The sequence below is a fragment of the Capsulimonas sp. genome (assembly GCF_039929585.1).
Classification (GTDB): Bacteria; Armatimonadota; Armatimonadia; order Armatimonadales; family Capsulimonadaceae; genus Capsulimonas.
In genome coordinates this window covers 1-22,057 of the sequence record NZ_JBDSQY010000345.1, presented here as the reverse complement: position 1 = coordinate 22,057, position 22,057 = coordinate 1, and the positions used below count along the sequence as shown (strand labels likewise).

At 57.1% G+C, this 22,057-nt stretch carries 22 protein-coding genes and 3 pseudogenes; 21 read left to right on the top strand and 4 right to left on the bottom strand.

Annotation, left to right across the window (positions count from 1 at the left end):
• Nucleotides 1-85 precede the first annotated feature (85 nt).
• Together ABIZ35_RS26565 and ABIZ35_RS26560 are read right to left on the bottom strand one after the other, a co-directional pair.
• Nucleotides 86-3,151 carry a PAS domain S-box protein gene (locus tag ABIZ35_RS26565; RefSeq protein WP_348222962.1) on the bottom strand — a complete coding sequence of 1,022 codons (3,066 nt, stop codon included), beginning with the start codon at nt 3,149-3,151 and terminating at the stop codon, nt 86-88.
• 179 nt (nt 3,152-3,330) lie between these two features.
• Nucleotides 3,331-3,714 carry a hypothetical protein gene (locus ABIZ35_RS26560; protein ID WP_348222961.1) on the bottom strand — a complete coding sequence of 128 codons (384 nt, stop codon included), beginning with the start codon at nt 3,712-3,714 and terminating at the stop codon, nt 3,331-3,333.
• A gap of 170 nt (nt 3,715-3,884) precedes the next feature.
• On the opposite strand from ABIZ35_RS26560, the gene ABIZ35_RS26555 reads away from it, so the two are divergent.
• The 18 genes and pseudogenes from ABIZ35_RS26555 (at nt 3,885) to ABIZ35_RS26470 (ending at nt 15,896) form a co-directional block, all read left to right on the top strand.
• Nucleotides 3,885-4,664 (top strand): aspartyl/asparaginyl beta-hydroxylase domain-containing protein, encoded by a 780-nt coding sequence (locus ABIZ35_RS26555; RefSeq protein WP_348222960.1) that lies wholly within the window; start codon nt 3,885-3,887, stop codon nt 4,662-4,664.
• Nucleotides 4,665-4,756: 92 nt separating this feature from the next.
• Entirely contained in the window at nt 4,757-5,821 is a 1,065-nt protein-coding gene (locus ABIZ35_RS26550) for an SEC-C metal-binding domain-containing protein (RefSeq protein ID WP_348222959.1), read from the top strand.
• Between the two features lie 126 nt (nt 5,822-5,947).
• Nucleotides 5,948-6,703 (top strand): annotated as a pseudogene (locus ABIZ35_RS26545) (tetratricopeptide repeat protein); the annotation flags it as partial.
• Between the two features lie 249 nt (nt 6,704-6,952).
• A pseudogene (locus ABIZ35_RS26540) lies at nt 6,953-7,033 on the top strand (SEC-C metal-binding domain-containing protein); the annotation flags it as partial.
• Entirely contained in the window at nt 7,026-7,451 is a 426-nt protein-coding gene (locus ABIZ35_RS26535; RefSeq protein WP_348222958.1) for a hypothetical protein, read from the top strand. The pseudogene ABIZ35_RS26540 and the gene ABIZ35_RS26535, both read left to right, overlap by 8 nt.
• Nucleotides 7,452-7,499: 48 nt before the next feature.
• Complete coding sequence (locus ABIZ35_RS26530; protein ID WP_348222957.1) at nt 7,500-8,381, top strand: hypothetical protein; 882 nt, start codon at nt 7,500-7,502, stop codon at nt 8,379-8,381.
• 57 nt (nt 8,382-8,438) lie between these two features.
• The gene (locus ABIZ35_RS26525; RefSeq protein WP_348222956.1) at nt 8,439-8,915 is read left to right on the top strand and encodes a hypothetical protein; all 477 of its coding nucleotides are present in this window, start codon (nt 8,439-8,441) and stop codon (nt 8,913-8,915) included.
• A complete protein-coding gene (locus ABIZ35_RS26520; RefSeq protein WP_348222955.1) occupies nt 8,896-9,408 on the top strand; it encodes an NUDIX domain-containing protein in 513 nt (170 codons plus the stop codon). The genes ABIZ35_RS26525 and ABIZ35_RS26520 overlap by 20 nt, the downstream gene beginning before the upstream one ends.
• Nucleotides 9,409-9,438: 30 nt before the next feature.
• The gene (locus tag ABIZ35_RS26515; protein WP_348222954.1) at nt 9,439-9,747 is read left to right on the top strand and encodes a hypothetical protein; all 309 of its coding nucleotides are present in this window, start codon (nt 9,439-9,441) and stop codon (nt 9,745-9,747) included.
• Between the two features lie 25 nt (nt 9,748-9,772).
• Nucleotides 9,773-9,976, top strand: coding sequence for an LPXTG cell wall anchor domain-containing protein (locus tag ABIZ35_RS26510; RefSeq protein ID WP_348222953.1), 204 nt, complete (start codon nt 9,773-9,775; stop codon nt 9,974-9,976).
• A 9-nt stretch (nt 9,977-9,985) separates the two neighbouring features.
• Entirely contained in the window at nt 9,986-10,774 is a 789-nt protein-coding gene (locus tag ABIZ35_RS26505) for a hypothetical protein (RefSeq protein ID WP_348222952.1), read from the top strand.
• A 96-nt stretch (nt 10,775-10,870) separates the two neighbouring features.
• Entirely contained in the window at nt 10,871-11,347 is a 477-nt protein-coding gene (locus ABIZ35_RS26500) for a hypothetical protein (protein WP_348222951.1), read from the top strand.
• A 78-nt stretch (nt 11,348-11,425) separates the two neighbouring features.
• Nucleotides 11,426-11,893, top strand: coding sequence for a GNAT family N-acetyltransferase (locus ABIZ35_RS26495; RefSeq protein ID WP_348222950.1), 468 nt, complete (start codon nt 11,426-11,428; stop codon nt 11,891-11,893).
• 224 nt (nt 11,894-12,117) lie between these two features.
• Complete coding sequence (locus ABIZ35_RS26490; protein ID WP_348222949.1) at nt 12,118-12,351, top strand: hypothetical protein; 234 nt, start codon at nt 12,118-12,120, stop codon at nt 12,349-12,351.
• A 50-nt stretch (nt 12,352-12,401) separates the two neighbouring features.
• On the top strand, nt 12,402-13,601 hold the full coding sequence (locus ABIZ35_RS26485; protein ID WP_348222948.1) for a DUF4303 domain-containing protein: 1,200 nt from the start codon (nt 12,402-12,404) through the stop codon (nt 13,599-13,601).
• A gap of 125 nt (nt 13,602-13,726) precedes the next feature.
• Nucleotides 13,727-14,401, top strand: a complete 675-nt coding sequence (locus ABIZ35_RS26480; RefSeq protein ID WP_348222947.1) for a hypothetical protein — start codon at nt 13,727-13,729, stop codon at nt 14,399-14,401.
• Nucleotides 14,402-14,439: 38 nt separating this feature from the next.
• The gene (locus tag ABIZ35_RS26475) at nt 14,440-14,952 is read left to right on the top strand and encodes an SMI1/KNR4 family protein (RefSeq protein ID WP_348222946.1); all 513 of its coding nucleotides are present in this window, start codon (nt 14,440-14,442) and stop codon (nt 14,950-14,952) included.
• A gap of 329 nt (nt 14,953-15,281) precedes the next feature.
• The gene (locus ABIZ35_RS26470) at nt 15,282-15,896 is read left to right on the top strand and encodes a hypothetical protein (protein ID WP_348222945.1); all 615 of its coding nucleotides are present in this window, start codon (nt 15,282-15,284) and stop codon (nt 15,894-15,896) included.
• 20 nt (nt 15,897-15,916) lie between these two features.
• On the opposite strand, the gene ABIZ35_RS26465 is transcribed toward ABIZ35_RS26470, so the two are convergent.
• On the bottom strand, nt 15,917-16,876 hold the full coding sequence (locus ABIZ35_RS26465) for an ankyrin repeat domain-containing protein (protein ID WP_348222944.1): 960 nt from the start codon (nt 16,874-16,876) through the stop codon (nt 15,917-15,919).
• Nucleotides 16,877-16,961: 85 nt separating this feature from the next.
• Nucleotides 16,962-17,777: a M23 family metallopeptidase gene (locus ABIZ35_RS26460; RefSeq protein ID WP_348222943.1), complete on the bottom strand. Its 816-nt coding sequence runs from the start codon at nt 17,775-17,777 to the stop codon at nt 16,962-16,964.
• Nucleotides 17,778-17,992: 215 nt separating this feature from the next.
• Here ABIZ35_RS26460 and ABIZ35_RS26455 point away from each other — a divergent pair, with 215 nt between their 5' ends.
• The 3 genes and pseudogenes from ABIZ35_RS26455 to ABIZ35_RS26445 all read left to right on the top strand — a co-directional run.
• Nucleotides 17,993-18,751: a lysophospholipid acyltransferase family protein gene (locus ABIZ35_RS26455; protein WP_348222942.1), complete on the top strand. Its 759-nt coding sequence runs from the start codon at nt 17,993-17,995 to the stop codon at nt 18,749-18,751.
• A gap of 157 nt (nt 18,752-18,908) precedes the next feature.
• A complete protein-coding gene (locus ABIZ35_RS26450) occupies nt 18,909-21,641 on the top strand; it encodes a choice-of-anchor tandem repeat GloVer-containing protein (RefSeq protein WP_348222941.1) in 2,733 nt (910 codons plus the stop codon).
• Between the two features lie 156 nt (nt 21,642-21,797).
• A pseudogene (locus ABIZ35_RS26445) lies at nt 21,798-22,057 on the top strand (hypothetical protein); the annotation flags it as partial.

The following is a 22,057-nucleotide window of genomic DNA, read 5'->3' as shown; positions in this document are numbered from 1 at the left end:
ACAAAAAGGCGTCTAATGCTAAATAGTTTAGCATTAGACGCCTTCCCTGTCAAGGATTGATGCGAAATATTTTAGCACAGGATTTTCAGACGCCGAAATTCACAAATTGGCTGACGTCGCGCGGCTGACCGAGCCAGAGTGGGTCGGGTGGAACGGTGTCCTGCTCCAGTACGAGTGTGGTGCCGGCGGAGGATGAGTGGAGCCAAATTCGGTCGCAGGTATGCAGCATCAGCCAGAAGCCGTGACCAAGGCTATCTTCGGTAGTGAAGCCGCGCTCCAGCGTGGCGCGATGGAGCTGACTGATCTCAATGCCGTTGCCGTAATCCTTGATCCAGACCTGAATGGCCTCCCGATGCTCGCAAACGGAGTATTGCGCGCTCTTCGCGTGCACCACGGCGTTCATCGCCGCTTCCGAGACCGCCGTCACCAGGTCATTGAGACGCTGATCGGAAATGCCAAGCGACGTCGCGGCCGATCGGACATCGGCGCGCACGCCGGCCAGACCGAAGCGATCGAACTCCGTGTCGTTGATGCGACACGGGGCGCGGGCAGGCAGTTCACTGTCATTCTCGCAAAACCGCAGCCGACCTTCCGTAACACTGTAGAGGATATCGCGCAGAAACGACCGGGATATCTGGTCGCGCATATTTTGGATCCGGACTTCCTCAGCGTGGCGGCGGTCGGTGATGTCGCGAGTCACTTTGGCGAAGCCGTAGAGACCTCCGCTCTCGTCTTTGAGTGCGGTGAGAACGACGTTCGCCCAGAAGCGCGAGCCGTCCTTGCGTATCCGCCAGCCTTCTTCTTCGTAACGGCCTTCGGCAGTGGCGATGGCGAGTTCTCGTTCCGGTTTGCCGAAGACAATATCCTCGGGCGTGTAAAATCGCGAGAAGTGCTGGCCAACGATCTCGTGCGGCGTGTACCCCTTGATGCGCTGCGCTCCCTCGTTCCAGCTTGCAACGATGCCGCTGGGATCCATCATAAAGATCGCATAATCGCGCACGCCCTGCACCAGGAGGCGGAACCGCTCCTCGCTGCGGCGCAGATGCTGCTCGGCCCGGCGGCGCTCGGTGAAGTCACGGGTCACCTTGGCGAAGCCGTAAAGTCCTCCACTCTCGTCCCTCAGCGCGGTAATCACGACGTTCGCCCAGAAGCGCGAGCCGTCCTTGCGTATCCGCCAGCCTTCTTCTTCGTAACGGCCTTCGGCAGTGGCGATGGCGAGTTCGTCCAGGGGATGTCCGCGCTGGACATCCTCCGTCGTGTAGAAGATCGAGAAGTGCTTCCCGATGATCTCGGACGCCGCGTATCCTTTGATCCGCTCGGCGCCCTTATTCCATGTCTTGATCTGTCCATGCGGATCGAGCAGAAAGATTGCGTAATCGGCGACACTCTCGACCAGGAGCCGGAACTGCTCGTCGAGATGGCGCTCACCCCAGGGCCGGATGGGCAAAGACACTGCAGGAACAGGCTCTTGCGGAGTATTGGGCGAGGTGGGGCTGACGCGGCTTTGCGTGTGATCGATCAGCGTTAGGGAATGCGCTGCCAGCACTTCTGCTTCGCCCCATTCCATGAGGATCAGACAGGCGTCGTCGCGAAGGCGGCCTTCCGCAAACGCCGCGACGTCGGTGACGACGCCGGTGGCCATTCCCTCGATTTGGCCGTTGGAGAAGCGCCGGCGCAGGATGCTCGTCAGCCCATCGGAACCAAGCAGCGTTCGCCAATCTGGGCCGGCTTCGGAAAGCCCGTCCGTGTACAGCGCCAGAAGGTCTCCGGGCATCAGCGCGATGCTGTTCTCCGTGTAGGTCGCGCCGCGGCCGACGCCAATGGGCGGACCGCAGGTCTCCAGCGTCCGGACATCGTCGCCGCTCAGCACGATCGGAAGCTCATGCCCGCAGAGGGCATAGCGCAGGGAGCGATCGCGCATATCGTATACACCGACAAAGAGCGTGGCGAAACCGACGAGCAGATCGTTGGCCGTCACGACGTCGTTCAGGTACGCCGCCGCCTGGCTGGGCGACGCGCCTTGATAGAGAAACGCGCGCAGCATATTGCGGACGGTGGAAACCTGCGCCGCCGCCTCCAGCCCCTTGCCGGAGACGTCGCCGATGACAAACGCGTATCGGCCTTGCTGAACGGGGAAAATATCATAGAAATCGCCGCCAACATTGGCTTCGTCGAGCGCCGGCTTGAGGTAAACGTCGATACTCACGCCGGGAACATCGTGCGCGATCCGGGGCTGGAGCGCATCCTGCAGCACCATGGCGATGCGCCGGTTCCTTTCCTGAACCTGCAACGCTTGCACGACTTCCGCCGTCTCCGAGGCTACCACCTGCACCAGCGCGATCTCTTCCGGGGTCCACACGCGAGGGCCGTCCGACATCCCGCCCACCAGGGCGGTGATCGCAGATCCGGCGGAGAGCGGCGCGCGGATCAGGGCAGTTAGCCCCACCCGGTCGAGCAGTCGTTTTGAAAGAGGGATTTTCGCGGCGAGGTCGGGCGCATTGGCGTCATCGACGACTTGAATATGGCCTAGCTGGTAGAAGGCGGAGATATTGTCGCCGTAGTTCGCCAGCACGTATTCTCCGGCGACGGAGGGCAGATCGGACCGGCGCCACTCGCAGATTACCGTTCCCACACTCCGCGCGGAATCATGCAGGACATAGTAGCATCGGTCCAGTCCTAGCTCTTCGGCCAGTCCGGCGACGGCGGTTTCCAGCACCGTTCGAGCCTGCTCGGCGCGGAGCGCGGATTCCGCAATGCGCTTGATCAGCGTCTCACGCCGCAGATGCGCCGCCGCCAGCGCGTCGGCTTGTTTCCGAGCGTTGATATCGCGAAAAAAGAGGATCACGCCGCCCTGAGCGCTGGGATGGACGCGAAGCTCCAGCCACAATGGTTCACGGCCCTCCGGAAACACGAGCTGGTGTTCAAAATGCGCCGTCGTCTGTTCGCGCGCAACCCGGCGGTATTCTTCCTCCAGGCGTGTCCCGAGCAGTTCGGGCCACTTTTCCCAGTGATTGAGGCCGATCAGCGCCTCGACCGACTCACCCGCCAGCCGCGCCGCTTCGGCGTTGGCGTAGACAATCCGCCAATCCCCATCCAGCGCCACGCACGCATCGTCCAAGGCGCCGAGAATCTCCTCCATCCGTGAGGTCATGTCTTCGTGCTGTCCTTGGCCTTGGGGCAAATCCTCGTTCATCCCTTAAGTATACCCAAATCGAATCGACTGATTCCTAAGCCTGATTGCCTACCCGATTTCAAGTATTTTTACCATACTCCGTTCTCTTTTGGGACAGCGGATATCGCTACGAAGGATTGTGATGGAATCAGGCATACTTATCGCGGCCTCGTCCTGCGCCGGCGCGGCTTCGCTTTGGGTGTTTGAATCTTTCCGAGAAATCTGGCGAGGGCGCTTTTGCGCTTGTGACGATCGTCCTCGTCGATCTCCTCCCAGTGCGTGATCGCCTTCTTGCCCTTGATCAGCGTCTCGACGTGCGCCAGAAACTCGGGCGAAAGCGCGCCGCATTCCCACTGCGCGTGGGCGAGGCCGAACCAGACGACGCATCCGTCTTCGATGTCATCCCACACGGCGGCGTAGCGCTCCTCGATTTCCGCCTGGATTGCGGCGTGCTCGGCGCCGCTGTCGTATCTCGCCAGATAGAGATCGTAAACTTCGAGGGCGGTATCATCGGCGATCAGCCCCATATCCCAGAATCCCATCGTATTCCTCTCCCACATTCTGATCTGTCCATTGTACTCGCTCGGCGCCTTTCCGAAAAGGGCCGGGTATACTACGATCACGGCGACGTGTCTGACGGACCGTCAACGCGCGGCTTTGCTCCGCGTAACGCCCCACCCATTTAACGACAAGGCCGACACAGGGAGATTTCGTGGAAAAGTTTATCAAGTTCGCAATCAAGGCGGGCAAAGTCCTCGCCGGCGTCGCTGCGGTGTACACCGCAGCCGGCGCTTATGATGTTCTGCGCAACAAGCCGGCGGACAAAGCCGTCGTCAAGCGTTACTTCACCGGCAACGGAATTCTGACCTGGGTGCTGTCGCCGCTGAACACCCTGCTGGACCTCCTGTCGCTGCCCTACGTCAACAAGGGCGTCTGGAAGCTGGAGGATTTCCCGAAAGAATACCAGGAAGAGATCACCCGCGTTCTGGACGCCTCGGTCCGCGAGAACCTGGTCGAAAAGCTGGAGGAGACGGCCAAGGAGCACAAGCGCACCATGGTCTTCTTCAAGTGGTACGGCGAGAACGTGGAGAACAATATTCAGATCCCGGATTTCCACGCCGATTACAAGTACATCCAGACCATCGGCGTCTCGGTGTTCAACAAGAAGCAGTCCACCTCCAAGCACTTCGGCCCCTTCCGAGCCACCCTGCGCATTCTGTACAACGTCAACCAAATGGAAGACGACTCGGCGTACATCACGGTGGGCAAGGTGAACAACTACTGGCGCACCGACAAGCTGTTCATCTTCGACGACACGCTGATGCACCAATCGATCAACGAAACCGAGCAGCCGCGTTATAACATGTTCATCGACATCCTGCGCCCCTCGCTCGTCCCGGGTTTCTTCCGCAAAGTCGTCTCCACCGCGCGCTTTTTCCTGCGCAGCGTCAACTTCCTGTTCTACAAGAACTGGGACGTGGTCAAGGGCTAACGCCGAAAGTTACGAGAATGGAGGCGCGAAGGCCGGCGATGTTCGCCATCAGCCTCCGCGCCTTTTTTGCAGTGAGCTAAGAAGCATTCGAGATGGACAAGCAAACTTTGACAGTACCCAATACCCCAACCCGCACGATCCCTGTCTATCCTGGCGGACTGCGCAAAGAAGACCGACCGAATTCCACGGACGCAGCCGAGCGCCAAAAGCGGGATGGAATGGCGTGGCGATTTATGGGGCTGGATGACTGGACGACCGTGCGTATTTTTGAGACGTTCGGCGCGCTCGGCATTCCTCTTGACGAACCGCGTTTCCGGGAATTGGCGCTCCGATATCGCTCCATTGAAGAACTCGCGCAAACTTGGGATGAGAATTTCAGCGTCGAAGACCTCTGGAGCGATTTCCCGTTTCTTGGCGCCCAGGCGCTCTGGCGGCGCATCACGCCCGACATCGCTTCCCCGGAGACCATCGCCGATGTCTTGCAAACGTGTGCTGATTTGCTGGACGGAATCGACCGAGACCCAGAAACGATCAAAACGCACTTGAAGGTCTTCACGGACTATTTGACGGCGTTCCCCGAGAGCGAAATTCCGGAGCAATACGAAGCCATTCAGCGTTCTCTGCTGACTGACATCGTTTGGATTTGCAGCACGGCGATCTCGCTATTTGGTGATAACGATCCCGAGGAAGCGGCTCGGATCAACCATATTGTCCAGCTTGCAAGCCCGCCCGGCGGCGCCATTCTTCTCGGGGATATGGCTCTCATCACCGCGCGGCAAGGAAATATTGAAGACGCTCGCGCGCTTCTTGCGGAGCAGCTTCGCCGGGAACCGGACGCCCCGGAAACCTACTTGACGGCGGCGGCCTTCGCCAACCATGTCGGGGATTACGAAGGCATGGTCGAACACGCGGTCAAGGCGCTGACGCTGGAAAAAGATCCCAGTTACTGGAATACGATCTATACTCGACTTGCCAAGATGTTCATGGCGGCAGGCCGGCAGAGCGATCTGGATGCCGTGAAGGGCCGAATCCGAATTCCCCGGGAGCCTCTCGCTCCAGCCGCAATATCCCATGTTCCCGCGCAAAGCACCCGTGTCGGCCGCAACGATCCGTGTCCTTGCGGCAGCGGCAAGAAGTACAAGAAATGCCATGGGTGAATGCGAAGCCGCCATGTGAGTGGGCAAACGCATTCCGCAGCAAGAGCAATATCACGTTGTTCATACAAATGGGTTCGACTCACTGATGATTGACATGGAATTCCCATAAAAAGCCCCCAAGGAGGCATGGATATGACCGAACCGATTTCTATAGCAACACAGCCGCTGGCTCGAACGATTCCGGTCTATCCTATGGGATTACGGCCAGGCGAAGGCCCGAATGTAAACGACGCCGTCGAACGCCAAATTCGTGATGGAATGGGATGGCGGTTTTCGAAGCTGGATGACTGGACGACTGAGCATATTTTTGAGACGATTAACGGTCTTGGGGTCAAGGCGGACGAATGGCGATTTCGCGATCTCGCAGCGCAATACCGCTCGATCTCGGACCTCGCGGATTATTGGCTCACGGATTTCCCCTCGGACGACCTGTGGAGCGACTTCTTTTATATTTCCGCGATGACCCTGTGGGAACGTCTGACGCCTGATATTCCGTGCCCCGAAGTTATTGCCGACAACCTGATGCAGTGCGCGGCGTGGCTAGACGGTGCTGCGTCCAATCCCATGGAACTGAAGGAAAAGTTTAAAACATTTCTCGACTATTTGGAATCACTGCCCCAAGATGAGACGGCCATACAATACAACCAGATTGAACAGTGCTGCGACACGGAGATTTCCTGGGTATGTGAGATGGCGATTGCATCTTTCGGCGACGATGATCCCGAAGAAGCTGAGCGGGCCTGCCGCATCATGCGCATCGCCAATCCCGAGAATCTTGCGCCCGTCCTCGGCGCATTATCGGAATTGTATTTGCGCCTCGGCCGCGTTGACGAGGCGCGGGCGCTCCTGGAAGAACTGCATCGCCTCGACCCCGAGAGCGTGGAAACCCATATCACGACCGCAATTTTCTGCATCAAATCCGGCGATGATGCGGGGATGGTCGAGCATACTCTCGCGGTATTGCGTATGGAACAAGAAACAAGATATTGGGATCCGCTTCACAAAATGTTTCAGGATTTGTTTACAGAGTTTGGCAAAAAAGACGAGTTTGCCCTGGTAGAGCGCCAAGTTCAGAGGCCCGCTCCTCCGGTTCCATTGACCACAAGATTCGCGGCGGCGCTGCCAAAACCGATCGCACAAAGCAAACGTGTCGGCCGCAACGATCCCTGCCCCTGCGGCAGCGGCAAAAAGTATAAGAAGTGCCATGGGTGATCTCGAAGACGACATGACGGGTAAAGAGAATATCATGCCTCTCCAATCAGAGTTCACTTTCCGCATGGAAAGCACAAGCTGGAAAAGCCAAGATTTGATCTATGAGGAATCCGGGCGCCGCCTCAGCATTTATCTCGAGCTTTCCGGCGTCCCGCAGTTCGATTGGCTGGCGTCGATGAGTGATTTCCAGACATGGACGACGCCTGCCGGTGAGGCGATCCTCGCGGATGAGCGCCAACTGATCCTGGACCGGCTCGCCAGTTGGAACGGCGAACGCCAGATCAGGCTTGACATCTCCCAGCCTATGAGCATCGAAGAAATGCATGCGGATTGTGAGCGGCGCAAACAGTCCCAGAAGCAGAGGCAAGATGGCCTGACACTGAAGCGAATATTGCGTATGCTGACCGGGCAGCGATAGTAACATCACAACGCAAAGATTTCATCAAAACGATCGATGGGAGCAATCATGCCGATTTCCTATTTCCCACAGCCGGATCACAGCTGGGAAACGCTCGATGGCGAAGCGCCTGAAGCTCTGCTCGATCGCCACCCGACTGGCGAGTTCCTCGCGATGCAAACGGATACCGGCGGCAAGAACCGCGCCGCCATTTGGAACGCGCACACTAAGAAGATCGTATGGAATCCTGGCGATATCAGCGCGCTTTCCTGGCTGCCCGACGGAATGGAAATCCTGGCAGTCCGCGAAGAATACCATCCAGACCCACGTTTGCATAATGCCGGCGGCGTTCAGATCGTATCGCCGCTCCAGCGGGAGTTTTCTTATTTCGTGGAACGACTCTCGTGGCCGGCAGCGGAGCGAACTGCCTCAGCCCCCCTGACTTTGCCTACTGGATGGGTTTCACACGTTGTCGTTTCCCCTACCGCCCCTCTGGGCTTCATCGTTTGGCATGAGCAAAATGAGGGAGGCGTGGAGCAGGTTACGTGGCAAGATGGAAATCTGCGTCAGGTCCCCAATGCAGGTTATGGCTTGGGCGGCGTCATAGGCAAAGGTCCACTCTTCAGTCCGGATGGACGCTATCTTGCTCTGAGCAGCGCAGAGCCGTTCTGGTGGTTCGATGGCGAAGACTCCGAAGCCGATCCGTATGACGATGAGGGCGCGCCCTCCCCGGGTGGCGAGTTCCAGTTTGGCTCCATCGTTATTGGAAACGTCATGACGGGTTCGTATCATTCCGTGGGTTTGACTATGTCCGTGCCTGAGGGCTGGACTCCGGATGATCCGGATGAAGCATCTTACGAGGCCGTGACCAGCATCGCATTTGCCGACGACGGATCGATACATGTCTCCTTATGGAACGGCGAGGAACGGACGATTTCAGTTTCGCCCTAAGCACACAGATGACGACACCAAAGAACGGTCTCAATCTTAACGGAACAAAGGAACAGCATGGCGATCCCAGACAAAATCAAAGTCAGCTATCTTGCGGATTATCATACCGAGAACGTGGGGCGACATGGAGATGACGACGGCCAATTTATGGCGTTCGTCGTCGCAACGCTGCCGGAGATCTTCGCTTCCGATTGGCAGAAGCATAAGCGATGGTACGCCGTACTGCACACGTTCGACACAGACGGACACCATGTAAATACGGACGCTCGTTTCGCGGGCGTCACGGCGGATGGCGAGGATCAAGTCGCGGAGCGAGCGTGGGGATGGATCGAGGAGATGCTCGCCGCCCTGGGACCGATCACCCGAGAAGACATTGAAGTACGGCTGTTCTCCGTACAGGTCGACGGCCGCGCGTTCGGCTTGCTGGACACGTCACACATCAGCGAAGACGACGGGACGATTTACGAAACGGTCACACTACTGCCTAACGACTTTGTGTTTACCGATCCATGGGATGGCGACTATGATACATGAGCCGACAGCAGATCCAACTGAAATCGAACGCTTTGCGATTCGCGCGATTTTGCTTACGTCGGATCGTGAGATTTTGCTGCTGAAGATTAACCCTCCAGATGGCGCGGCGCCGTTCTGGATTACGCCCGGAGGCGGCCAGGAGCTTGGCGAGTCGCACGAGGATACGCTGCGGCGTGAGCTGATGGAGGAACTCGGCTTACAAGACCTCACCATGGGGCCAATTGTATGGCTGCGTCAGCATACGTTCAACTGGGCAGGCAAACGTATTCGACAACGAGAGCAATATCACATCGTTCACACAGATCGATTTGAGCCGGTGATGACGGACGCCATCGAATCCCAATCACTCGATCGGTTCCATTGGTGGCGAGCCGACGATCTCGACCATTCCGAAGAGCGGCTGACGCCCGTATCGCTGGCGTCAATCGTCAGCCGATACCTTGCGCACGGCGCTCCCACGGAGCCGCTTGTTCTAGAATTGCTCGTCGATTGATCCAATCGCATCGGGAGGCCATCAAAACCTATGTCACCTTTGAAAGCATCGATCCTGACTGTTATCGAGTGCTCTATCATTACCGCCTCTACGATGTTCCTGACGTCTCAATATGCAGGCGCGCGCCATTATCCATGCGGAACTCCCGCGTTGATGATTGAGCAGATGGTAGTTTTTGGGACACCGCTGGCGTTAGTCGTTCCATCGTTTGGATATCTGGCCGCCCGAGGGGATCGTCTGCCCGCACTGACGGCTCGCTGGGCGGTAGTCGCCGCCGTGGTGACATGGATCGGCTCGATAGTCACGATTGCAAGACATGGAGCTTTGTATCTGTTCTAAGTGATAGAGAGCGAGTAAAACAACCATGAAATTGACCTTGCGCGGGTACTTCGTCTTTTACATAACCTTCGCCATGCTCTTCGCCGTTGGGATCGGCCTTGTCGGCGTGTCCCTACGCCACACGTACACAATCCTGAGGGATAGTTCCGTTATTCCGCTGATTTTGGTTGGCGCGGCGCCTCTCCTGCTGGGCGGGATCGCATTTGTGATTTTGCGTAAGCGCTTGTAAGAGGTCTATGTGTCCAAAATAAAAAGCGGCTTGATCCTGATCGCCGTCGCCATCGGAATGAACCTTATAGGGCGGGGGCTGGCGCTTGGTTTAGGAACGATCACCGTCGACTCGCCGAGTTGGCTAAATCCCTTTTTCGGAATGGCTTACACTGTATTTCTGATGGTATGGATGCTTGCCTCATTGGTCATCGGCCTCTTCGGAGCCTTTCGACTGGTGGCGGGGCTGCTTGTCCGAAGACAACGAGCCAAGCAGGGTGTCGCAGCGCCGGTCCCGGCGGGCGCTTGGCCGCCGCCTCCAAGGCAGACGATTGTCCCGAATCAGGAATCTGAGATGAGACAAGTCGACGAAGCGCGCAGTTATTGGCAGTCGGGCCAGGCGATGGAGGCGGGCCGGATTCTCTACGATCAGCTCCCCGTGAAGAAGCGTCCGCTTTGGGCGGTCGGGATATTGGAAGCGTGTCTGCCGCTCATTCCTCCAGTCGCCGAGTTTGAGCATGTCCGCACACTGGCGCATGATCCCAACCGATGGCGCGAGGCGCACGATGCTTTCTCGGCCGTCCGCGCCTTGACTCTGCAAAACGACAAACAGCCTGACAGCAGCGAGCTTTATGGGTGGATGCTGGTCTTGACCGAGAACACGGCGAAAGTGATTTACAACGGTTCGGAAGAGCAGGCGCCGTTTGATTACGATGCCGGATGGGCGGTTGTGGCCTGTGCCCGGGGCGTGGTGGACGCCGCGAATCAACATGACTTGGAAGAGGAAGTCTGGGAGGCCGCCGTCACCATGCCTCGGTAACTCATGAAGGGCTCTCCGCGGGAAACGGTCAGAGTACGACGTGCGGACGAAATACTGGCCTTTCATCCATCGATCGAGCCGTTCCAGGAGGGCATCATGCGAAATCGACAGGGAATCATTCTGGCGGCTCTGGCCGCCGCCGCGCTTGGCCTCGCGACTTCCGGCCGAACGGCGCCGGAGAGTGCGTCGCCGACGACAAGGCAAGTCCAGGTAAAGATTGAATGGGCCGCGACGGCGGCCACTCCCGCCAAGTCGCTGACGGTCACGGCGGCGCCGGATCAGCTCACGACAAGCCGCGTGGAAGCAACTTCACCTGCGTCGGAAACCCTCAGCGCCACCGTCCGCTCGCGGATGAGTGACGATCACAACTTCATCATCGGTCTCGTGCTGATCCGGACACGCGATGGGAAGCCGCAAAGCCTGCAAACGATTAAGCTTTTCAAGCCGGGTGAGAGAACGGAATTGACCGGATTATCACCGGACGGCGGCCCGGAAAAGATCTTCGTCACCGCCTCCGAAGTCGAGCAAAACGCCGATCCGTTCCTGTCTCGCCACAGGGAAGACGCGCAGTAATCAGCGACGATCATTCAAGGCTGCGGTAACACTATTATCACCAAACCGAAAATCGAATTCGAGAATCCGTTTCTCCGGATGCTGAGCGATTATGATGCGCACGATCCCGAGAACGGCGAGTTCTACAATGGCGCTCGCATCGATTTCGCAGCTTACGTTCAAGGCTTACTCGACGAAGAATGTGGCCTAAACCTATCGCCGGGATTAGTCCCTTGCTCGCACCGCTGGCTGCTGGACGAGGAGGGCGCCATGGCGGGCATTGTGCGAGTGCGGCATCACATCGACACGCCGTTCCTGGCGAATGAAGCAGGGCACATTGGGTACGACGTTCCGCCCGCGCAGCGGGGGCGCGGTTATGGCGTCGCCTGCCTGCAAGCAGGATTAGCCCGCGCTCAAGAGCTTGGCGTCCCGAGAGTGCTGCTGTGCGCGGACGCCGCCAACCCGGCGTCCTGGCGCACCATCGAACGCTGCGGCGGCGTGCTGGAGCGTGAGCTCCATTCCGACCACTACCAATGCCTCGTACGCCGCTATTGGATCAAATGCTAAAACTTCTCTCCCAATTCAAAGGTCCTCGCTTCGACTTTTTAATCGTCCCCACAGGCAAGTGCTGGGATCGCCGCCGCAGTGTGAAAAGCGAGTATTTCCATCACTCAGAGGCGCGTCTATTTCCAGATTCGATAGTCTCCATCTTCGTCTCAGCTTTGACGCTGGGTCATCCGAATTTCGCTTATTTTGGCCCAACCGAGTACCATGGCAAGAATTTAATTCGTTTGCAAAACGCGCTTGTGGAGCGAATACAGTCCATTCGGTCCTGCCGGACGCCAAAACAGTTCGAAGCAGCGATCAATCGATATTTTATCGGTGAGTGCGATGAATTCTTGGGAGATTGGCGATCGAAATGGCGCAGAGTGCGCAACGAGCTGGAGACGGTGGGACTGCTCATTCTGCGGATGGCCGAGCAGGCGGAGCGTGAACATCAATCGCTGCTGGTTCTTGGAATATAGCAGGCCCAGGGCAAATATAGAGCAGAGCGAATTTCAAGGAGAAGCACTGAATGTCTGAAGAAACAATCGCCGCGGAACTAAAAAGCGTACTGGCGAACGGCTCACAGGGATACCCGGTCGTGAAACAGCAGACAGAAGCGCAGGTCATCCGCTGGGAGTGGACGGCCGGCGAGCGATATCGACTCGAGCCGCTCCATTTTGAGTTGAGCCACACAGAACCAGGTCAGGTGCTTGCGGAAGCGCCGGCGGATGTGGATGGGCATTTCCAATATGGATTTGACGCGCAGGACCGGGTCATCGCGGTGCGCCGGTACATCGCGTTGACTAGCGGCGTTCAGGCGTACGAGACATTCTATCAATATGGTGATCATCAGATCGACATCCACCACTATCATCATTCCTCACGGAAGCCAATGACCTTCGTCAAGCGCCTGGTGCTTCAGAACGGTCAAGTCACCGCTGAATATCACTACCAAATGGCGGGCTTGACCTTCCATTATTACGAATACGAAATGGGGCGTTTGGTTCGCCTGCGGATGAATAACACGCTGAACCGGGGTGGACGGAAAGAAGGGCTAACCGATATTGTCCACTATGACGATATGGGGCTAATTGAAATCGTGCGTTATGCCGATCACGACGCACACGGAAACACCGTCGTCATCTACCGGCGTTCGCATCCGAGCGCAAGCTCCGCGAAAGCCCGTTGGGCGGAACAGATGACGGCGGAACTCGTGTTTCTTAACACCGAATGGTTCTTGAAGTTTCAGTCAAAGCATGTCGGCGAAGACTGCTATGCATTTGTGCTTACCCCCTTACAAAACAGCGAGTACGGCGCCAGCGCGTTCGGCACGGAGCAAATGCTGGATCGGACCACACGTAAGTATGCGAGCGAAGGCGATAGCAGCCAAGACGCAGCCTCACTCTCTTCGCTTCGTGAGACACTCAAGTGGAATCCGTGGGATGGCTACGACTTCTCGGATTATGACAAGCGTGATTTCTCAAAAGCCGTAACCTTCCCATTCGAGGAACGCATCTTCGAGGTCGAGGATGACGATATGATTGAGATCTGTATTGAGGTTCTTCGCCGTCTCGATAAGCAGAAGTGCTTCGGCGAGGGCGAGATGAGAAACAAAATCGCTATCGGGGTGGCGTTCGGAGAAGATGAGCGAATACTTGAGAAAACAATCTCGACTCTCAACCCACCGAGCGTCGCCTTCCGAGTTGCCCAAGAGATGAAGCGCGCTTAAGCGAGCTAAGTATAGCGCCTTTTAGAACCGCTTCAATCTCCGCAATAAGAAATTTGAAGCCCCTCCTAATCCCGCAGCCTCTTAGCGTTACGAGTTCGAGAGTACCATGCCGCAGGAGTAAAAAGATGAAGACAAACGCCATATTGAGGTTAGCGATTTCGATGAGTCTGATGATGCTGGCGACAACGCACGCCTGGGGCGACACGACGATCGCGACAGAGAAATCAGAAACGGCTTTGATGTCCAGCAGCAATTGGGGAAACATCGTTGAGGGCCTTCAGGTAAAGGCGGAATCTCATTCATTGGACTACCATGTCGGTGACCGCGTCATGCTGGACGCGACTCTCATGCGCCTTGCGTCTGATGAGACGGCGACACGAGAGCCGCGATTAGTGGCGGATTACATGAGCGCCGGACAATACTTCGATATTCAGGTGAAGGACGCAGCCGGTCACGATGTTCCGCTGACATCTTATGGAAAGACCGTACAGCACGACGCGAGCGCTTCCGTTTCTGATTTGCCGATAATCGGAAATTTCTTTCGCAATCGCAGCATTCGTGTGACTTTGGATAAAGGCGGCAGTGCAATTTACCATTTCTGGCTGAGCCGAATATTCGACTTGAGCTTGGCGGGCTCATACGCAGTCACACTGACATTTGGCGTCACCTCGCACGACGCAAAGCAAGTGGTCAAGATCGTGTCAAATGTCGCGACGATTCAAATCCTACCGGCCCAAGCATCCGATCCCCTTGAGAACTTTCAAAACACGCCGACGATCGTATCTCCCGCAAAGCCTTAAGTTTTATATAGACCTGTGGGGAATGAGGAAATTTGATTTTGGATTTTAATAGCGTTCACTTGAGCAGCGACAGTCTGGTTTTATTTTCTCAAGAATCTGTATTCGAACTGGAAAATCACCTCGGAACGATCATGCCGCTAGGTTATCAGGAATTCATGACCACACTCGGTCTTGGCATCCTGAACGACACAATCCGCGTTTATTCTCCCAATCGTATTGGACGCGAATACAAAACGACCCAAGAGCGCTGGCGCGAGTTTTACTTTTGGGGCGAAGGGAGTGATGTCCTGACCAAAGAACGGGTTCTGGAATCGATCATTGTGGCGGATACAGGAAACGGTGACGAGGTCATCTTTCACCCATCGATCCCTAAGAAGTTATATTTACTGCCCGCGAACGACCATAAAATATTGGAAATTGGCTCCAGTTTAAGCGAAGCGATCGATTGGATGCTTCACTGGGAGAAACTCTTCGGCGAGGACGAAGAAGACGAGGACCCCAGACCAGCAGGCGTTTACTTTGAGCCTTTTCACATGCAGGATAACCAGTGACGCGGACGTAATAAATGCCTATGGATTTCGACAGCACACCGCAGCCAGCGCGCCAATCGACAGCAAGTATACAGGAGACTGAGCCAACCTGGGCGGTGCGGGCGAGCATTGTCGCAGAGCGTCTCTATGGACACGGCGGGGCGGAAATACGGCGCGGGACCAAACACTTCGCGCTAAAGTTTACTGTGTTCATGTGTATACAGTGCGTCTCTGGGGACAAATCACTCCGGGGCAACGCTGGCTGCTCGCCGCCACCTCCTGGCTCACGTTTGCGTGCGAGCCACAGCATTTGTTCGCTTGGTGGAGGGAGTAATGAGTAAGAGAAAATTATGAAAATATTGTCTCAAGCGGAGAGCGCGGAGTGGTTGTCTTCGCGAGGATTTGACTTCTCAATCGTTGACTCCGTGTCTCATCCCGGCTGGGTCGATATGCCCAAACTCGAATATATACGGGTTTATGAGACGCCGACCGAAGCAAGAAATCAAATGGTGCTTGCTCATCAGCTCACCGAGTGGATCACAGGATCGGATGTGCTTCTTTGGTTCAGCGCTTGGCCATTTCATAAGGATGAGGAAGAGACAATCTTTCGGGAATTTCGCGAGTTTTGGGGCGAGAGACGTTCTTTAGAAGACGCCCCAGGATATGCATTTACATTCGCGAACGCCTCCGATGCCTACATGTGCGCAAATTTACTTTGTTTCATGATGGCGTTCGACTGGGAGGCGTTCGTGATGCGCGGCGATCAGCAGTCAATACTGCGAATGGACGATGGTATCATCTGGACGGTCACACGGGATCCGGAAAAAGACGGGCAAACAGATCAAATCTTCGATGCGCTCGGAGTTTTTGAACGAGACCTGGATTCGCTTCCCGACATTCCAGCATTTGGCCGCTTCTGGAGCCGCAGCCCGCGACCGGAAAACAGGGCGGAACACGCAGAGTAAATGCGCCTTTTATAGTTGGCTTAGCTCTTTGCGCCGGCGGCTTTGAGGACGGCGATGATGGCTTTGGCGTTTTTCACGAGTTCGGGTGAGTTCTGCTCGTTGTCGTAAACGCCGGCGATGAGCGTCTTTCCATCTTTGGCGCGGGTGTGGATGTCGGCGCCGTGGGCGAGCAGGAACTTGACGTTCTCTAAAGAACCATAATTCACCGCGACGTGAAGCGGGGTCAGGCCGTCCCCATCTTTCAAATTCACTTCAAAACCACGCTGCATTAAGTAGCGAAGGATGGGCGCGTTCTTCGGATTGATCGACGCGATGTGCAGAGCCGTGGAGCGGTTATCGGTGGTCTGAAAGAGATTGGCGCCCTGCGCGATTAGGAACTTCACGAGAGGAAGATTGCCGGCGGAGATCGCCGTCAAAACCGGCGTCATGCCGAAGCTGTCCCGGCTTTCGATGTTGGCGTGATGCGCCAAAAGCAGCTTCACGACATCCATGCGGCCATAACTGCAAAAATGCGCCAGCGGCGTGGTTTGATCGTTGCCCTTCGCTTCTGTGTTCGCTTTGCCGTCCAGTAAAACCTTGACCAGCGCCAGAGGGGCCTTAGGGCCAAGCGCGGCGAGCAGTGGATAACTGGAGCTGGTGCGAGTATTGATGTCGGCGCCATGTGTGATCAGGAGCGTAACCATCGGCGTGTCCTGACGATTCAGCGCCTCAATCAGGACGGGGAGGTTCATTAATTCCTGATTAGGCTCCGGTCCCCGGCTCCAGTTTGGCCCGGCCCCGGCGTCCAGCGCCGCCTTCGCCGCCGCGACATTGCCCGTATGAACGGCGTTCCAGAGCGAAACGTTGGGATTTGCCTGCTCCGCCGTCACGGTCGCGGCGGCATCGTTCCCCTGCCCATGGACAGCAGGAACGACGCCAAAAAGCGTGATAGGAACGAGCAGTGAGAGAATGGGTTTCACGAAAACCGAACTTCGGGACATGGGCGTCACTCCTTGCGGCGAATGCCCGTTATTTATCGCTCGGCGCTCTGAAATCCTCCCTCAATAAACATGTAAAACGACAAAGTTAGTATGTCTCGCCCTGATGGGGAACGACGACTTCGCCGGTGCGCGTCTTGAACTTGATGGGGATGGTCACGTGCTGGGAGCCGGTAATGTTGTTAAAGACGTCGAAGTGCAGGTGTGGCTCGGTGGAGTGTCCGGTATTTCCAGAGAGAGCGATCGGCTGACCGGCGGCGACGCGCTGGCCGAGCGCGACGAGGTTTCCGTGAAGCTTCAAATGACAGTACTCGCCAAACGTTCCGTCGCCATGTTTGACGATCACGTAATTCCCGTCATTGGCGAACGATGGATCCGGCCCGCCTCGGTCGGAATCAGAACGCACCGCGACCACGGTTCCGCCCCGCGCTGCGCGCACGACTGTGCCGACGGGCATCGCCCAGTCGATGGCGTACTCGCACTGAGATCCTCGAAAGTGGCTGAACGTCCCTAAATTTCCCTGCGACACCCGATAATTGGAATTGGCGTACGGCAGCGCGTACACGTATGGCTTCAGCGCGCCCCTGCGGCGCTCGCCCGCGTGCGCCTGGAACACAAATCGATAATTCCACGGCAGTTTGGGATCTTCCGCCTTCAAATAAAGAACTGGGATCGAACGCTTTCCAAAAGAATCTAAAGTGATCGAACGCTTGCGCGATGAGACGATATTATCCCCCGTGACATTCAGTGTCACCGTAAAAGGGGTGATGTTCGCGGACTGCGCCACGAGCCAAACGCCGGAACCGGCGGGAACGGGCTTGACCGTGATGCTGGGATCGCTGCCGGCGCGAGCAGGCGCGGCGAGGCAAAGCAAGAACTCCATGGCGGACAAGAGCTTGAACACGGAGAGACTGCCTTTCAATAATTTGGTCGCTTACGGGGAAGCGGGCCGACATTTTATTATATGGCAGGTCACGCGGAAATTGGAGGGTTAAAAATTTGACGGCCTCTGCTTTTGTGTTCGACAATCCGACAATTGTCGTATATAATGAAGTAGTCTCTGAAACCGTTTTCTGCAATCAGTGAAACTGTTTTACGAGCACATGTAAGTCAAGCACTATGATCAGTACTACCATGCGGCTTATCGGACGGATTTGGGCTCTTGTCGCGCTCAAATATCTGATGTTCGGTTATACACGTAAGCGCGTGCGCCTCTTCGATATTCACACAGAGGGCGCCGAACATCTTCTGGAGATGCAGGGCCGCAGCTATATTCTCGTCTGCAACCACGTTCGTTCCCAGGACTCTCTGCTGAAGATATTCACCTGGAAGCCGATGCGGCGGTTCAACCATTCCATCGACGGCTTTGTTTTCGAGCGGATCGTCCATGAGCACACGCGGCAATGGATTCACATCGTCGCGAAATACGGACGGGATCAATGGTACACGTCCAGGCCGATGCGCTTTTTGCAGGAAAACGTCCGGCAGCCGCTGACACGTGGCCAGATGGAGGCGGGCGGCTACGTACCCATCGATCTGAAAAAGGGCGCATGCCGGCGGGACTTTCTTAAATCAGTTGCTCGGATCGTCGCGCGCCGCGAGCCGCTGCTCATCTTCCCGGAAGGCAACGTCTTCCAAGAATTCCAAGCCGACCGCCCCCTGCAAACCGGCGCCGCCCACATCGCGCGCAGTCACCGAATTCCCGTCCTCCCCGCCTACGTCACCGGATGCAACAGCTGGCGTCCCGGCCAGCGTGTGGACGTTCGCTTCGGTGAGCCCATCCTGACGGATGGACTTAGCAAACAGCAGATCACGGAAGAAATCCGCCAGAGCCTCCAATCGCTGCAAAACCTCGCGAATGCAGACAAAGCCGCCTGACAAATTCATAAATTACTCACGCGCCCGCAACTTTACTGTCATCCCTATGGTAAAATAATGGCGATAAACTTAACATGGTTCGCTGAGCTCATCTCGCCACACAGTTATTTTTTGTCTCGTCGGCAAGTCGCCGCCCTTCACCCGTCAAGGAAATCTCATGTCCGTATTCCCTCACTACCGCCGCCAGTCTGTTCTCGCAAGTACTTTCTTTCTGGCGACGGCCGGTCTTTGCGCATCTGCAATCTTGCCGGCGGCCGCGCAGAGCGTCAGTATTGTTCATCCCTTCAGCCCAATCGCCGACGCAGCGAATCCTTACATGCGAATGGTTCAAGCGCCGGATGGAACTGTCTATGGAACGACAGAATTTGGCGGCGACTACGATGCAGGGACGCTCTTTAAGATTTCGCCTAACGGCCGATTCGAGATCATTTACACCTTCGGCGCTTCTGCTGCGGACGCTCCTTCGACGGCGGCGGACCCGGTCAACCCGATCGGGGCGCTGACGCTCGGTTCCGACGGCTGCATTTACACGATCTGCGGCGGTCAGACGGGTGATGGTGGCCAGACCGGCTATGGCGACATCATGAAGATCACACCCTCGGGAGTGGCAACCGTCATTTACGCCTACGATCACTCCCACAAAGGCGCAAGCATTCCGATCCCTGGCCTGGTCTTGAACAGCGCGGATGGTTATCTTTATGGAGTGGCTTACGCCGGCGACGCGACCGGGAAATCCGGCGTCTACCGATTGTCCGCCGACGGCGTCATGACGTTCGTTCTGGAATTCACGGACGCCATGGGCTCCGGAGCAATCGGCCCGCCAATCTTCCGGCCCAGCGACAACCGTTTTTTCCTCCGCATGGCGGCCGGCGGGTCCATTGGCGATGGAACGGTCTTGAAATTCTCCGCAGCCGGAGACTACTCCGTTATCAATCTGCCGGACATCCAGCCAACGGTTACGAATGTACGCTTGTATCAGAGCCCACTGACCCTGGGGAAAGATGGGAATGTCTACGGCGTCGCGACCGTGGATAAAGTCGCTTCGCGGGGAGTGATCTTCAAAGTTACGAACGACGTTCTCAGCATCGTCTACAACTTTCCTGGAGGCGCGGACGGACCGTTCCCAGTAAACTCACTCACCGCCGCAGCCGATGGGTTCCTTTACGGCGCGACCACCAAGAACATCTACAAATTCTCACCGGGCGCGGCGACGGTGACGCCGGTCTACACGTTTTCCTATAACAACGGAGATTATTCGACGGCCAACGACTTTTTCCAGAGCGCCAACGGCGTTTTTTATGGCAGCTTTAAAGAGACCGCGTATCCTGGCCTCGGCTCCGTCTTCAAATTCGCGGCCGGCGGCGCGAAGGCGACGGTAGTCAGCTTTGACAAAGATGGGACGACGCCCCTGGCTCCCCTGCTGCGGGGCCTGGATGGAAACTTCTACGGCGTCACATACTACGGCGGGAAATATGGTAGGGGAACGATCTTCCGGCAATCGCTGGACGGCGTGGAGACGACACTCTATCACTTTGGCGGGGATTCGCTCGTCGGCGTCAACCCGGCCGGCGGATTAGTGCAGACTGCGGACGGAACGTTCTACGGGACAACCAATTACGGCTCGATCTACAAGTTCAATCTTCCCGTCGGCCCCGCCCTCACCCAGGTGACATCGATTTACAAGCTGGACAGCGCACACGGCTACGCGCCGCGAGCGGCCTTGATTGTTGGGCACGATGGAAATCTTTACGGGACGATGAGCGGCGGCGGCCCTTCCGGCGGCGGCAACGTCTTCAAGATCACGCCCGGCGGAGCGTTCACGGTCCTGAGTGATTTCACCTCGTCGGCGACCGGCCTGCACCCCTACTGCACGCTCACGCAAGGCGCGGACGGGACGCTTTACGGCACGACGCTGCAAGGCGGCGTGAACGATCAAGGGACAGTATTCGCCATGACGGCCACAGGGGCGGTCCTATGGACCCATGCGCTCACGGTCGCGCAGGGCGCCAATCCGCGCCAAGGTTTGGTGTTCGGCCCCGATAGCAATCTTTATGGAACGGCCTCGGCCGGCGGCGCATTGGCGCTGGGTTCGGTGTTCAAAGTCACGACGGCGGGCGTTGTCTCCAACGTCTTCAGCTTCACCGCATCGACCGGCAGCCACCCCTACAGTCCGCTCACGCTCGGACCGAATGGCGTGCTCTATGGAGCTACCACCAGCGCGGGCCCGCAAGGCGGGGGAACTCTGTACCGCATCACAAACGGGGCGCCGTCGCTGCTTTACGCTTTTGATGGATGGACCTTCTCCAAGGTTTCCACGGGATTGACTTTCGGCCCTGACGGTAACTTCTATGGAACGGCGCAGGCAGGCTACGAAGGAGATTCAGGCTCCGTCTTCCTTCTCGACGTGGACTTCCCAGCGATCGCGCGCTTCACTCCGATGGCGGGTAAAGGGACGATCGTGTCGATCGTCGGCACAAACTTCGCGACCGCGACCGCAGTCACCATCAATGGCGCGCCGGCATCCTTCAAAATCATGAGCGATGCCGTCATCAACGCCACCGTCCCCGCAGGCGCCGCGACGACCGGGAATATCACGGTCGCCACGCCCAGCGGAAACTCCACGAAGGGAACGTTCACCGTTGCTCCGACGCCGACAATGACCGGCATCCATCCCGGCTCCGGCCACGTCGGCGCGGCGGTCTCTCTCACCGGCGCAAACTTCACCGGCGTCACCAGCTTCCTCTTCAACGGCAAGCCCGCGCAGTTCACGGTCGCCTCGCCCACGCTGATCTACACCACCGTCCCCCAGGGCGCGACCACGGGACCGGTCAAAATCACAAGCCCCGGCGGAACCGCAACGAGTTCTATCTCATTCCAAGTGACGCCGTAGACACGATCAGCCAAACCTATATGATGAGTGGGGCGGAGAGAGCAATCTCTCTGCCCCTCTTATTTTGCGCTGGCAACTCGGGCCCAAATGATGCTGTCGTCAAAACTAAGCGAGTAGGCGCTATAATAAGTAGACACTTGAGGATTAGGACAATTTGTGAAAGAGATTATTGATAACGATCAGCCCGAAAACGCGCCGCCGCCCGCGCCCATGATAACAATCAGCCCCGAAATGCACGCCATGTGCAGCGTGCTGCTCGGCCTCCTTGTGGCGGGCGTTGGCCTCTGGGCGGGGCGCAATCCCGCGCCCAATCCGCCTCCCGTCCTTTCGAGCTACTATCACACACCCGTATATCAAGCGCCCCCCGGCCAAGCGTGGAATACAATGTGTTTGTGGACCGGCTTGTTCTCGTCCAT

Bases quoted from the DNA above. Each gene is read 5' to 3' on its own strand.
- ABIZ35_RS26565 (WP_348222962.1), bottom strand. From the start codon at position 3,151: ATGACCTCACGGATGGAGGAGATTCTCGGCGCCTTGGACGATGCGTGC.
- ABIZ35_RS26560 (WP_348222961.1), bottom strand. From the start codon at position 3,714: ATGGGATTCTGGGATATGGGGCTGATCGCCGATGATACCGCCCTCGAA.
- ABIZ35_RS26550 (WP_348222959.1), top strand. From the start codon at position 4,757: ATGGACAAGCAAACTTTGACAGTACCCAATACCCCAACCCGCACGATC.
- ABIZ35_RS26535 (WP_348222958.1), top strand. From the start codon at position 7,026: ATGGGTGATCTCGAAGACGACATGACGGGTAAAGAGAATATCATGCCT.
- ABIZ35_RS26530 (WP_348222957.1), top strand. From the start codon at position 7,500: ATGCCGATTTCCTATTTCCCACAGCCGGATCACAGCTGGGAAACGCTC.
- ABIZ35_RS26525 (WP_348222956.1), top strand. From the start codon at position 8,439: ATGGCGATCCCAGACAAAATCAAAGTCAGCTATCTTGCGGATTATCAT.
- ABIZ35_RS26520 (WP_348222955.1), top strand. From the start codon at position 8,896: ATGGCGACTATGATACATGAGCCGACAGCAGATCCAACTGAAATCGAA.
- ABIZ35_RS26515 (WP_348222954.1), top strand. From the start codon at position 9,439: ATGTCACCTTTGAAAGCATCGATCCTGACTGTTATCGAGTGCTCTATC.
- ABIZ35_RS26510 (WP_348222953.1), top strand. From the start codon at position 9,773: ATGAAATTGACCTTGCGCGGGTACTTCGTCTTTTACATAACCTTCGCC.
- ABIZ35_RS26500 (WP_348222951.1), top strand. From the start codon at position 10,871: ATGCGAAATCGACAGGGAATCATTCTGGCGGCTCTGGCCGCCGCCGCG.
- ABIZ35_RS26495 (WP_348222950.1), top strand. From the start codon at position 11,426: ATGCTGAGCGATTATGATGCGCACGATCCCGAGAACGGCGAGTTCTAC.
- ABIZ35_RS26485 (WP_348222948.1), top strand. From the start codon at position 12,402: ATGTCTGAAGAAACAATCGCCGCGGAACTAAAAAGCGTACTGGCGAAC.
- ABIZ35_RS26480 (WP_348222947.1), top strand. From the start codon at position 13,727: ATGAAGACAAACGCCATATTGAGGTTAGCGATTTCGATGAGTCTGATG.
- ABIZ35_RS26470 (WP_348222945.1), top strand. From the start codon at position 15,282: ATGAAAATATTGTCTCAAGCGGAGAGCGCGGAGTGGTTGTCTTCGCGA.
- ABIZ35_RS26465 (WP_348222944.1), bottom strand. From the start codon at position 16,876: ATGTCCCGAAGTTCGGTTTTCGTGAAACCCATTCTCTCACTGCTCGTT.
- ABIZ35_RS26455 (WP_348222942.1), top strand. From the start codon at position 17,993: ATGATCAGTACTACCATGCGGCTTATCGGACGGATTTGGGCTCTTGTC.
- ABIZ35_RS26450 (WP_348222941.1), top strand. From the start codon at position 18,909: ATGTCCGTATTCCCTCACTACCGCCGCCAGTCTGTTCTCGCAAGTACT.